Annotated in this window: 9 protein-coding genes; all 9 read left to right on the top strand. The window is 61.9% G+C overall.

Translation table 11 applies throughout. The annotated features are described in order from the left end of the window. The first annotated feature begins 203 nt into the window (after positions 1-203). The 9 genes from AGR7B_RS22095 (at position 204) to AGR7B_RS22145 (ending at position 12,807) form a co-directional block, all read left to right on the top strand. A complete protein-coding gene (locus tag AGR7B_RS22095) occupies positions 204-1,226 on the top strand; it encodes a LacI family DNA-binding transcriptional regulator (RefSeq protein WP_080857902.1) in 1,023 nt (340 codons plus the stop codon). A gap of 105 nt (positions 1,227-1,331) precedes the next feature. Further along, positions 1,332-2,786, top strand: coding sequence for a xylulokinase (gene xylB / locus AGR7B_RS22100; RefSeq protein WP_080857903.1), 1,455 nt, complete (start codon positions 1,332-1,334; stop codon positions 2,784-2,786). A 231-nt stretch (positions 2,787-3,017) separates the two neighbouring features. After that, on the top strand, positions 3,018-4,328 hold the full coding sequence (xylA, locus tag AGR7B_RS22110) for a xylose isomerase (protein WP_065656360.1): 1,311 nt from the start codon (positions 3,018-3,020) through the stop codon (positions 4,326-4,328). Between the two features lie 725 nt (positions 4,329-5,053). After that, positions 5,054-6,433: a GH1 family beta-glucosidase gene (locus AGR7B_RS22115; protein WP_080857904.1), complete on the top strand. Its 1,380-nt coding sequence runs from the start codon at positions 5,054-5,056 to the stop codon at positions 6,431-6,433. Between the two features lie 368 nt (positions 6,434-6,801). Next, on the top strand, positions 6,802-7,431 hold the full coding sequence (locus tag AGR7B_RS22125) for an NAD(P)H-dependent oxidoreductase (protein ID WP_080857905.1): 630 nt from the start codon (positions 6,802-6,804) through the stop codon (positions 7,429-7,431). A 368-nt stretch (positions 7,432-7,799) separates the two neighbouring features. Then, positions 7,800-8,840 (top strand): methionine ABC transporter ATP-binding protein, encoded by a 1,041-nt coding sequence (locus AGR7B_RS22130; protein ID WP_080857906.1) that lies wholly within the window; start codon positions 7,800-7,802, stop codon positions 8,838-8,840. Then, positions 8,830-9,498 (top strand): methionine ABC transporter permease, encoded by a 669-nt coding sequence (locus AGR7B_RS22135; RefSeq protein ID WP_004433403.1) that lies wholly within the window; start codon positions 8,830-8,832, stop codon positions 9,496-9,498. The genes AGR7B_RS22130 and AGR7B_RS22135 overlap by 11 nt, the downstream gene beginning before the upstream one ends. A 33-nt stretch (positions 9,499-9,531) precedes the next feature. Continuing rightward, positions 9,532-10,311, top strand: coding sequence for a MetQ/NlpA family ABC transporter substrate-binding protein (locus tag AGR7B_RS22140; protein WP_004433407.1), 780 nt, complete (start codon positions 9,532-9,534; stop codon positions 10,309-10,311). Positions 10,312-10,563: 252 nt separating this feature from the next. Beyond that, positions 10,564-12,807 carry a bifunctional diguanylate cyclase/phosphodiesterase gene (locus tag AGR7B_RS22145; protein ID WP_162934229.1) on the top strand — a complete coding sequence of 748 codons (2,244 nt, stop codon included), beginning with the start codon at positions 10,564-10,566 and terminating at the stop codon, positions 12,805-12,807. The last annotated feature ends 172 nt before the right edge of the window (positions 12,808-12,979 follow it).

Consider the following 12,979-nt stretch of genomic DNA (forward strand, 5'->3'; position numbering starts at 1 on the left):
GCGAGGGTAGAGATATTCGGAGAGCTTGCCCCCTCATCCGACCCTTCGGGCCACCTTCTCCCCCTCGGGGAGAAGAAACGCGCGGCACCGTTTCGCGAAGAGCCACCAACCCGACACCGGCTTTCCGCGAAATATGAGGTACGTACATCATTTTTCAGTTTACCTCGACTGCAAAGCTGGATATGCAAGGGGAGGGAGGAGCCATGAAGCCGACAGTTCACGATATCGCCGAGCGGGCGGGCGTCAGTCTCGCCACCATCGACCGGGTGCTGAACATGCGCCCCGGCGTGCATGCGGCAACGCGGGCACGGGTGGAGGCGGCCATTGCCGAGCTTGGTTATGTGCGCGATATCGCGGCCGCCAATCTGGCCAAGGGCCGCAATTATTCGCTGGTTTTCATCCTGCCGGGCAATGACAATTCCTTCATGGCGACGTTGCGCGCCGAAGTGCGGGCCGCAGCGGCACGGGCGCATCTGGAGCGCACGGCGATCCGCGTCATCGAGGTGCCGCCCTTCAATGCCTCCGCGCTGACGGAGGCTCTGGAAGTCGCGCGGCGGGAAAAGCCCTCGGGCGTCGCCTTCGTCGCCACCGATTCCGAAGATGTGGCCGAAGCCGCCGACCGGCTGGCCGAAGACGGCATCGCCACGGTGACGCTGGTGTCCGATCTTTCCGGTTCGCGGCGGGATCATTATGCCGGTGTGGACAACGTCGCGGCCGGGCGCACGGCGGCAAGCCTGATGGGACGTTTTCTCTCCGGGCGCGGCGGCGATGTCGCGGTTGTCGCCGGCTCCATGCTGGTGCGCGACCATCGCGAACGTCTGGAAGGATTTCGCGCCGTCATCGAATCCGAATTTCCGCAATTGCGGCTACTGCCGGTGCTGGAGGGCAGGGACGATCCGCTCACCGTCGAGACGCTGGTGCGCGAGGCGCTCGGCAATGCCGAGCTGTCAGGCATCTACAGCCTCGGCGCGGGCAATCGCGGCCTCATCCGCGCGCTTGGCGCGGCAGAGGGCGAAAGAGCGCTTTCGGTCATCGCCCATGAACTGACGGAAAACACCGCCAATGCGCTGCGGGAAGGGCTGCTGGACGCCGTGCTCAACCAGGATGCCGGCCACGAGGTGCGCAGCGCCATCCGCGTGTTGAAGGCGCGGGCCGACGGTCTTCCCGTCATCGCCGCGCAGGAACGTATCCGTATCGACATATTCCTCAGGGACAATCTTCCCTGATGAGAGCATTTCCAGGAAAAGTGGCCGCCGGTTTTCCGTCCGGAAATGCGGCTACTTTTAAAAAACGCTGAAAGCGGCGCATGGCGCGCCGGAATGGAGAAATACATGTATCTCGGTCTCGATCTTGGCACATCCGGCGTCAAAGCCCTGCTGATGGACGGCGATCAGAAAATCATCGGCTCGGCCAACGGCTCGCTGGACGTTTCGCGCCCGCATCACGGCTGGTCGGAACAGGATCCGGCCGACTGGATTGCCGCCACCAAAACCGCCGTTGCCGGCCTGAAGCAGAAGTTCCCGAAGGAGCTTGCCGCCGTCAAGGGCATCGGCCTTTCCGGCCAGATGCATGGCGCGACGCTGATCGATGCGGCCGGCAAGGTGCTGCGCCCCTGCATCCTGTGGAACGACACGCGCTCTTATGCCGAGGCCGCCGCGCTGGATGCCGATCCGCGCTTCCGCAAGATCACCGGCAACATCGTTTTCCCCGGCTTCACCGCGCCGAAACTTGCCTGGGTGGCGAAGAACGAACCTGAAATCTTCGCGAAAGTGGCCAAGGTGCTGCTGCCGAAGGATTATCTGCGTCTGTGGCTGACGGGCGAATACATCTCCGAAATGTCGGATTCCGCTGGCACCTCCTGGCTCGATACTGGCGCGCGCAAATGGTCTTCCGAACTTCTCGCCGCCACCGGGCTGGATGAAAAACACATGCCCTCGCTGGTGGAAGGCACGGATGAGGCGGGCGTGCTGCGCGCCGAACTTGGCTCCGAATGGGGCATTTCCGGCCGCACCGTCGTTGCCGGCGGCGCGGGAGACAATGCCGCTTCCGCCTGCGGCATGGGCACGGTGAAGGAAGGCCACGCCTTCGTATCGCTCGGCACATCCGGCGTTCTTTTTGCCGCCAATGCATCTTACCTGCCGAAGCCGGAAAGCGCCGTGCACGCCTTTTGCCATGCGCTGCCCAATACCTGGCACCAGATGGGCGTCATCCTCTCCGCCACCGATGCGCTGAACTGGTATTCGCGCCTCACCGGCCAATCCGCCGCCGATCTGACCGGCGAGCTGGGCGAGACGCTGCTTGCACCGACCGGTGTCACCTTCGCGCCCTATCTCTCGGGTGAGCGCACCCCGCACAACGACGCCGCCATTCGCGGCTCCTTCATCGGCCTTTCGCATGAAAGCGACCGCAAGGCGCTGACCCAGGCGGTGCTGGAAGGCGTGACTTTCGCGATCAGGGACAATCTCGAAGCGCTGAAGTCGGCCGGCACCTCGATTTCCCGCGTCACCGCCATCGGCGGCGGCTCGCGCTCGGCCTATTGGCTTGCCTCCATCGCCACCTCGCTCGGCGTGCCCGTCGATATTCCGGCCGAGGGCGATTTCGGCGCCGCCTTCGGTGCGGCCCGCCTTGGCCTCATCGCTGCGACCGGAGCCGATCCGGTGGCGGTCTGCTCGCAGCCGGAAACGGCGCGGACCATCGAGCCGGTGACGGCGCTGGCCGGCGCCTATGAGGAGGCTTACCGGCGCTATCATGCGCTTTATCCGGCTATTCGGGCGCTTTCGCATTGAGACACGGTGTGTGCGGCTTCACCCCCTCTGCCCTGCCGGGCATCTCCCCCTCAAGGGGGGAGATCGACAAGCGGCTACATCTCGTCCTCATGCCAGGTCGAGTATGGAGCGATAGATTGCGTCCTGCTGATCTCCCCCCTTGAGGGGGAGATGTCCGTCAGGACAGAGGGGGGTGAGCCACGCCCTCCAACCTATACCGAACACCATCTAAACCCACCAAGGAGGATCACCATGAGCACAGGTTTCTTCGGCGATATTGCCAAGATCAAATATGAAGGCCCCGACAGCACCAACCCGCTGGCCTTCCGTCATTACAACCCCGATGAGATCGTCGCCGGCAAGCGCATGGAAGATCACCTGCGTTTTGCGGTGGCCTATTGGCACACCTTCACCTGGCCGGGCGGCGACCCCTTCGGCGGCCAGACTTTCCTGCGCCCATGGTTCGAAGATACGATGCAGGCGGCGAAACTGAAGGCGGATGTGGCTTTCGAATTCTTCTCGCTGCTCGGTTCGCCGTTCTACTGCTTCCACGACGCCGATGTGCGCCCGGAAGGCCGGAACTTTGCGGAGAATACCAAGAACCTCAACGAGATCGTTGATTATTTTGCCCAAAAGCAGGCCGATACCGGCGTGAAGCTCCTTTGGGGCACGGCCAACCTCTTCTCCAACCGTCGCTTCATGTCGGGTGCGGCGACCAATCCGGACCCGGATGTTTTCGCTTTCTCCGCCGCGACCGTGAAGACCTGCATGGACGCCACCAAGAAGCTCGGCGGCGCGAACTATGTTCTGTGGGGCGGCCGCGAAGGTTACGAGACCCTGCTCAACACCGATCTGTCGCGTGAACTCGACCAGCTCGGCCGCTTCCTCAATCTGGTGGTGGAATATAAATACAAGATCGGCTTCGAAGGCACGATCCTGATCGAGCCGAAGCCGCAGGAGCCGACCAAGCACCAGTATGACTACGACGTCGCCACCGTTTACGCCTTCCTGCAGAAGAACGGTCTGGAAAAGGAAGTGAAGGTCAATATCGAGCAGGGCCATGCCATTCTCGCCGGCCATTCCTTCGAGCATGAACTGGCGATGGCCAATGCCTTCGGCATTTTCGGCTCCATCGACATGAACCGCAACGACTACCAGTCCGGCTGGGATACCGACCAGTTCCCCAACAACGTGCCGGAAATGGCGCTCGCTTATTACCATGTTCTGGCCGGTGGCGGTTTCAAGAACGGCGGCACCAACTTCGATTCCAAGCTGCGTCGTCAGTCGCTCGATCCGCAGGATCTGCTGATCGGCCATATCGGCGGCATGGATTGCTGCGCCCGCGGCCTGAAGGCGGCGGCGAAGATGATCGAGGACGGCGCGCTGTCGAAGCCGCTTGCGGAGCGTTACGCCAAATGGGATTCGGCTGAAGCCCAGAAGATGCTGCGCGGCGAGCTGAAGCTGGAAGAGATCGCCGCCCTGGTGGAGCGTGAGGATATCAATCCCGAGCCGAAATCGGGTCGTCAGGAATATCTGGAGAACGTGGTCAATCGTTACGTTTGACGCGCTGGAGGGGGCGGCGGCAGCGTCGCCCCCTCATCGCCTCGCTTCGCTCCGGCACTTCTCCCCGGCGGGGAGAAGAACAAGCTCCACACTCCTTGCCACGCTGAGGGCACGGCATATTTCTTCTCCCCGCCGGGGAGAAGGTGGCCCGAAGGGCCGGATGAGGGGGCTTGCTCTCCGTTCTGCTCCAAAAGATGCGGAAAACTCCGCGCCAAGCCTCCTTCCTTTTCAGTCACTTCCCGAAAAATACGTCCCCTCCCATCCCCACCCGCCATTTCCGCCGCATCATTCCTCCCGCAACCGGAACGGAAGGGCGATACGCGCGGCGCCTTTCGCGAACCGGAGGCCGGCATCGACAAGCATGGTTCTGGCAAACCGTGTTTCGGAAAGGCATTCCGCCGGGCCAGAGGCGGGAAGGACCGATCCGATAGGTGCCGTGAAAAGGCTGTGACCGACGGGCTGCCCTGACGGCCCTGATGATGCGGCCCGGTGAATGCAACGACTTCCTCCACCTCCCATCTTCTACCCGCATTCGCCGGGTCGATGGCTTGCGCCGCCGGCAAACCGCTGCGGCGGCACTCCCGCATGCAAAGCGCTTTGGACTTGTTAACTGCGCATCCTGAAACGTTGTAGATTCCTGCCGCCCACGACTGTACCTGCCGGCCGACATGGTCTAAACCGCTGCTGATCTTTTCACGCTCGATGGACAGAGAAGGGCCTCGCAGATGACCGATCCAAAAACGCTAGCCGCCCGTTTCCCCGGCGATTTCCTGTTCGGCGTCGCGACCGCCTCTTTCCAGATCGAAGGCTCCACGAAGGCGGATGGCCGCAAGCCCTCCATCTGGGACGCCTTCTGCAACATGCCGGGCCATGTCTTCGAGCGTCACAATGGCGATATTGCCTGCGATCATTATAATCGCTGGGAGCAGGATCTCGATCTCATCAAGGACATGGGTGTCGAGGCCTATCGTTTCTCCATCGCCTGGCCGCGCATCATTCCGGATGGTTTCGGGCCGATCAACGAGAAGGGGTTGGATTTTTACGACCGCCTCGTCGATGGCTGCAAGGCGCGCGGCATCAAGACCTATGCGACGCTTTACCATTGGGACCTGCCGCTGACGCTGATGGGCGATGGCGGCTGGGCCTCGCGCTCCACCGCGCACGCCTTCCAGCGATACGCCAAGACCGTGATGGCCCGCCTGGGTGACCGGCTGGATGCGGTGGCGACCTTCAACGAACCCTGGTGCGCGGTGTGGCTCAGCCATCTCTATGGCATTCATGCGCCGGGCGAGCGCAACATGGAGGCAGCCCTTGCCGCCATGCATCACATCAATCTCGCCCATGGTTTCGGCGTGGAAGCCTCCCGCCATGTCGCGCCGAAAGTGCCGGTGGGGCTGGTGCTGAACGCCCATTCCGTCATCCCGGCTTCCGATAGCGACGCCGATCTCAAGGCCGCCGAACGGGCCTTCCAGTTCCACAACGGTGCGTTTTTTGATCCGGTCTTCAAGGGCGAATATCCGGCCGAGATGATGGAGGCGCTGGGAAGCCGCATGCCGGTGGTGGAGGCTGAAGACCTTTCCATCATCAGCCAGAAGCTAGACTGGTGGGGTCTGAATTATTACACGCCGATGCGCGTTGCCGACGATGCGACACCGGGCGCGGAATTCCCTGCCACCCATCCGGCCCCCGCCATCAGCGATGTGACGACCGATATCGGCTGGGAGGTCTATGCCCCGGCGCTCCAGTCGCTGGTGGAGACGCTCTACAAGCGTTACGACCTGCCGGATTGCTACATCACCGAAAACGGCGCCTGCTATAATATGGGCGTCGAAAACAGCGAGGTGGATGACCAGCCGCGTCTCGACTATTACGCCGAACATCTCGGTATCGTCGCCGATCTCATCCGCGACGGTTATCCGATGCGCGGTTATTTCGCCTGGAGCCTGATGGATAATTTCGAATGGGCCGAGGGTTACCGCATGCGCTTCGGTCTCGTGCATGTGGATTACGACACGCAGGTGCGGACGCTGAAGAACAGCGGCAAATGGTATAGTGCGCTGGCTTCGGGCTTTCCGAAGGGGAACCATGGTCTGGTGAAGCCGTAACGGTCACCTCCCTCATCCCTGTGCTCGTCACAGGGATCCAGCCAGCCCAAGTCCTTGGGCTGAAAAGAGTCTTTCCGCCACGCAGACGCGTGTCGGCTGGATTCCTGTGACAAGCACAGGAATGAGGGTTGGGGGACGGCCGTGCATGAACTTTACGCGCCGCATCCGGTAGCAGGCGACGTGTCAGCGCCCGTCGCAATAAAGTTCTCCCACCTTATTATCAGTTTTCCAAACTTTTTTATCGGTTACCCGGCGGTGCCTGCTTGCGCCCGCCATCCTGCCTCCTATGTCAGACGGGCTACGAAAGCGTAGCACCCGTTCTGGCGTCCAAGGGGCAGGGCGGGTTGGTCCTCCCAGGGAAAACGAAGATGCTTATCGAAAAACTCAACTGGCGTTACGCCACCAAGAAAATGGATCCTTCCAAGGCCGTGTCTGAAGACAAGGTCGAGCGTATTGTCGAGGCGGCGCGGCTGGCGCCCACCTCCAGCGGCCTGCAGCCCTTCGAGGTGATCGTCGTCACCGATCCCGAAGTGCGCGCCAAGATCCGCGAGATCGCCTGGAACCAGGCGCAGGTGACCGACGGTTCGCATCTGCTGGTCTTTGCGGCATGGGACAATTACACCGAAGAGCGGATCAACCACATGTTCGATCTGGTCAACGAAGAACGCGGCATCAAGAATGAAGGCTGGGAAGCCTATCGCCAGATGTTGCTTTCCACCTATCCGCAGCGCGACCAGCAGGTGAATTTCGAGCACGCCGCCCGCCAGGCCTATATCGGCTTCGGCATGGCCGTGGCGCAGGCCGCCTTTGAGGGCGTGGATTCCACTCCGATGGAAGGTTTCGATCCGGCCAAGCTCGATGAAATCCTCGGCCTGCGTGAAAAGGGCCTGCGCTCCGTCACCATCCTGCCGCTCGGTTATCGCCAGCCGGAAGGCGACTGGCTGGTGAACCTGAAGAAGGTGCGCCGCCCGCTCGAGGAATTCACCAGCCGCGTGTGATTTTCATATCGTCGCGAAATCTTGACTGCCGCAGGGCTGCACACGCGGCTTTGCGGTAGATTTTTCCTCTCTTTTCAGATAATTGAAAAAACATCCCTGTTAAAAGGTGGCGTGTGCGGGCAAGTATGCGCCATCGAATTGCCGATCCCCGGCATTTCTGAGTGAAAGCCTGACGAAATGACCCGGAAAATCAGCTGTCATCGAATGTGCCCGAAGGCTGCATGAAGAGAGCGGTTCAGCACCGCAACAGGATTTTTTGAGACCCGATCCGTCACGCATTCCCAGAGTTTACAATGAGTTTTCCATCCAGCGCGGCATCCCCCGCGCGCCAAGAACAGGCGGTCCCTGAAGGGTCGGCAAAGGAGCCTATGGTCACCTTTGAAGGCGTGACCAAGACCTTTGGCGGCGCCGGCGGCAAGCCCGGTTTCGCAGCCCTTGCCGGTATCGACTACGTGGTGCCGAAAGGCTCCATCACCGGCATTATCGGCCGCTCCGGTGCGGGCAAATCCACGCTCATCCGCCTCGCTAACGGCCTTGAAAAGCCCTCGACCGGCCGCGTGGTCGTCGATGGCGTCGATGTCGCGGCGCTCGATGAAAAGAGCCTGCGCACGCTGCGCCGTTCCGTCGGCATGATCTTCCAGCACTTCAATCTTTTGTCGTCGCGCACCGCTTTCGACAATGTGGCCCTGCCGCTCGAAATCGCCGGCATGGGCAAGAAGGAGATCGAAACGCGCGTTGCGCCGCTGCTCGATCTCGTCGGGCTTTCCGACAAGGCCAATCGTTATCCGGCGGAACTCTCCGGCGGCCAGAAGCAGCGTGTCGGCATTGCCCGTGCGCTCGCCACCCAGCCGAAGCTGCTCCTTTCCGACGAGGCGACATCCGCGCTCGATCCGGAAACGACGCAATCCATTCTTGAACTGCTGAAGCGCATCAATGCCGAGCTGGGGCTCACGGTGCTGCTCATCACCCACGAGATGGAGGTGGTGAAGACCATCGCCTCGCAGGTGGCGGTCATCGACAGGGGCCTGATCGTGGAAGAAGGCACGACCTTCGACATCTTCACCGCGCCGAAACACGAGACGACCCGCAGCCTGCTGTCGTCCTCGGTCGGCGTGAAGCTGCCGCATTGGGTCACTTCGGGCCTGAAACCGCAGGCGGCGGAAGGCGACCGTGTTCTGGTGCGTCTGGTGTTCTTCGGCGAGACGGCCTTTCAGCCGTTGACGGCGCGCCTCGTCGCCGAAATCGGCCCTGATGTGAACATTCTTGCCGGCACCATCGAGGAAATTTCCGGCCAGCCCTTCGGCTCGCTGGTCGTCTCCTATCCGGCCTCGGCGGATGTCACCGCCCGCGCCAATCGCTTTTATGCTGAGACCGGTCTTCACACGGAGGTGCTCGGTTATGTCGCCTGATATGCTGTTCAGCCTTCTCTCCAAGGGCCTGTTGCAGACGCTGCACATGGTCGCCGTTGCCGGCATCGTCGGCTCGCTGATCGGCGTGCCTATGGGTGTTTTCCTTGCCACCAGCGGCAAGGGCGAGCTGTTTCCGGCGCCGATGACCAACCGGATCCTCGGCCTCGTCGTGAACGCCGCGCGCTCCACGCCCTTCATCATTCTGGTGGTGGCGATCATTCCCTTCACCCGCCTCGTCGCCGGCACCTCCATCGGCACCAGCGCGGCCATCGTGCCGCTGACGGTCGCGACCGTGCCCTTCATCGCAAGGCTGGTGGAAGCGGCGATCCGCGAGGTGGACAAGGGCCTGATCGAGGCCGCCCGCGCCATGGGCGCCACGCCGCTGCAGATCGTCACCAAGGTTCTGCTTGCCGAAGCCAAGCCCGGCATCACGCTGGCGCTTACGCTCACGCTGGTCAGCCTCATCGGTTATTCGGCCATGGTCGGCGCGGTCGGCGGCGGCGGGCTGGGGGATCTCGGCATCCGCTACGGTTACCAGCGCTTCATGCCGGATGTGATGCTGGTCGTGGTTCTGGTGCTGATCGTGCTGGTGCAGCTGGTGCAGAGCGCCGGCGACAGGCTGGCCCGCAGCTTCGACAAGCGGACCCGGAAGAATTAACTGCGTTTATAATAACAACCCAAGGAGACACCCATGAAGAAACTCATTCTCGCGGCTTCGCTCGCCGCTCTCTTCACCGCCGGTCAGGCGCTGGCCGAGACCATCAAGATCGGCGTAACCCCCGCCGAGCACGCGCAGATCATGGAGCAGGTGAAGAAGATCGCGGCTGCCAAGGGTCTCGATATCGATATCGTCGAATTCTCCGACTATGTCGTGCCGAACCAGGCGCTGGCCGATGGCGAGCTGCAGGCCAACTCCTTCCAGCACCAGCCTTACCTCGACAACCAGATCGCTGACCGCAAGTTCGATCTCGTCAGCGTCGGCACCACCATCACCACCCCGATGGGCGTTTATTCGAAGAAAGTGAAGAACCTCGACGAGCTGAAGGACGGCGCAACCGTCGGCATTCCGAACGACCCGACCAATGGCGGCCGCGCGCTGCTGGTTCTCGCTTCCAAGGGCGTGCTCAAGGTCAAGGAAGAAGCCGGCCTCAAGGTAACGCCTGCCGACATCACCGAAAACCCGAAGAACATCCAGATCGTCGAACTCGACGCCGCCCAGCTGCCACGCTCGCTTGACGACACCGACGCTTCGGTCATCAACACCAACTATGCGACGGCTGCCGGCCTGAACCCGAAGAAGGACGCCATCGCCATCGAAAGCGAAAAGTCCCCTTACGCGAACGTCATCGCCGTTCGTGCGCAGGACAAGGACAAGCCGTGGGTGAAGACGCTGGTTGAATCCTACCAGAGCCCGGAAGTGAAGGCTTTCATTCTGGAAAAGTACAACGGCACGGTCATCCCGTCCTGGTAAGCCGCTCCAGCACTGGATCAGACCGGTATTTAAGGCGAAAACCGCTGACACTTTTCGCCATCCCGGTCTAAAAAAATCACGACCTCTCCCGTTCGCGGGGGAGGTTTTTTCTTTTCCGGACGGATGCAAATCCGCCTTCCATGAAAAACCCAGGGCATTTCAGGGAAGGATTTTTCAGTGCTTCTGCCAGACTGTCGTTTTATACCCGTGGTTTTTTGGGGCGGGGCCACAATGCGGCTTAACCGCTTTTGAATGTTTCCTTCGGAAGATGAGGCTTTCGAAGGGGATTTTATGCGGATTGCGCCGCGCAACATTGGGGATTATTTGCCGGTCGGGCGCAGAACCGCCGTGGGCGTCGTATTGTCCACCTTCGCGCTGGTGCTTATCATCGTCACCGCGCTGGTTTTATCCGCCTTGAGCCAGGTCCGGGAAAAGGCCAACCTGCTCGACAATGCCCGTTCGCGCGAGACGACGGCGGGCGCCCTCGTCACCTTTCGCGAGCAGCTCGGCGCGACGCTGAATGACTACGCCGCCTGGGACGATGCCGCGGAATATGTCTATGCCCCTGATCGTTTCGACTGGGTGGCAAGCAATTACGGCGAGATGACGGTCAATAACGATCTCTTCGATACGGCCGTGGTCATCGATGAGGACGGCAAGGTCCGCATGGCCTATCAGGACGGCAAGCCGGTGGCATGGAAGCCCGACGCCTATTTTGCCGGCGGCCTCCGGGAAATGATCGAGCGCGTGCGTTCCATGCGTCCGGGTATCACCTCGCAGGTGACCGGTTTCGTCAAGACCGGCGATGGCGTCGCCGCCGCGGGGGTTGCGCTCGTGCGGATGAAGTCCGGGGCGCTGCCGCCTGTCGGTGCGGAGCGGCGTTACCTGGTTTTCGCCCGTCATCTCAAGCAGGCGACGGTGGATAAGCTTGCGCGCAATTACGTCATCGACGGTCTGGAACTGCAATATGGCGACGGGCCTGCCGCCAACCATGTGGATATCGTCAATCCGCTGGGGGAGGTGCTGGCCCGGCTCGTCTGGCGCTCGCACCTGCCGGGAGACGTCAGCTTTCATGAGGCGCGTCCGGTCGTCTTTACCGCGCTTGGCATTGCCGGCACATTTTTTCTGGTGCTGCTCATCATCGGTTCGGCCACGCTCGACCGCCTGAAGGCGGACGAGGCGGCGGCGCGGGAGGAGGCGCTGCGCGACCGGCTGAGCGGCCTCAGCAACCGCGCCGGCCTCTTCGCCAGGCTGAACCGCATGGTCGACAGGGGCCGCCATGACAAGACGGATATCAAGCTGCTCTATCTCGATCTCGACGGTTTCAAGGAAATCAACGATTCCTACGGCCACGCCGCCGGCGACCGGCTGATCAAGGGCGTGGCGGCGGCGCTGAGGGTGCTGGTGCCGGAAGGCGCGGTGCTGGCGCGGCTCGGCGGCGACGAATTCGCCATCGCCATTCAGGGCAACGACGTCTGGGCCGAAGGCCGCAAACTGTGTCTGGCGCTTCTTGAACTCTTTACCGAGCCTTTCAGCATTGGTGAAAGGGTGGCGAGCATCGGTTGCAGCATCGGCACCTCGGTTTCCCGCGCCGGCGACATCAATGGCGAGGAGTTGCTGCGGCGTGCCGATATGGCGATGTATCAGGCCAAGGAGAACGGACGCGGGCGTTACGTTTCCTATGAGCTGAAGATGGATGCGCTGCGCGAGGAAAAGCTGCAGCTCGAAGCCGATCTTCGCTCCGCCATTTTAAACGATGAGATACAGGTGGTCTATCAGCCGGTCGTCAGCGCCGCCACGCGCTGTATTACCGGGGTGGAGGCGCTGGCCCGCTGGCAGCGGCCGGGATATGGCTTCGTGCCGCCCGATATCTTCATTGCCGCTGCAGAAACCAGCGGCCTTATCGACAGGCTCGGCCTTCTCGTCCTGCACAAGGCCTGCGAGACGGCGCAGCAATGGCCCTCCATCAAGCTCTCGGTGAATATCTCTCCCGTGCAGTTCCGCAATCCGGCCTTCTCCGGCCATGTGGCCGATATTCTCGACGCGACGCAGACGCCGCCCGAAAGGCTGCGGCTGGAAATGACGGAAGGCTATTTCATCCATCATCCGGAGCGGGCGAGTGCCGCCATCGACAAGCTGAAGCAGCTTGGCCTGCATATAGCGCTCGACGATTTCGGCGCCGGCTTCGCCAGCGTCGGTTATCTGCGCCGCTTCGGTTTCGACCGGATGAAGATCGACCGTTCGCTGATCATGGCGCTCGACAAGGGCGGCCGGTCGCTGGAAATGCTGCAGGCCACCGTGGCGCTGGCAAAGTCGCTCGATATTCCGGTGACGGCTGAAGGCGTGGAAACGGAAGAGCAGGCGGCCATCCTGCATCTGTGCGGCTGCGATGAGTTGCAGGGTTACCTGTTCTCGAAACCGGTTGCTGCGGAAGAGATCACCGCCATGCTGGACGGGCAGGACGCACCGCTCTTTGCGTTGCGGGCAGGAGCTTGAGGCTGATTACTTCCACCCATTCTTGATCACCTGAAGGTGCGGCCCATTTCTTCTCCCCGCCGGGGAGAAGGTGGCCCGTAGGGTCGGATGAGGGGGCCACGCTGCCGGATCTCGGAGAGCTTGCACACACACACACGCGCGCGCGCGCGCGCGCGCGCGCGCGCGCGACGCG

This window comes from Agrobacterium deltaense RV3, assembly GCF_900013505.1.
Taxonomy (GTDB): domain Bacteria; phylum Pseudomonadota; class Alphaproteobacteria; order Rhizobiales; family Rhizobiaceae; genus Agrobacterium; species Agrobacterium leguminum.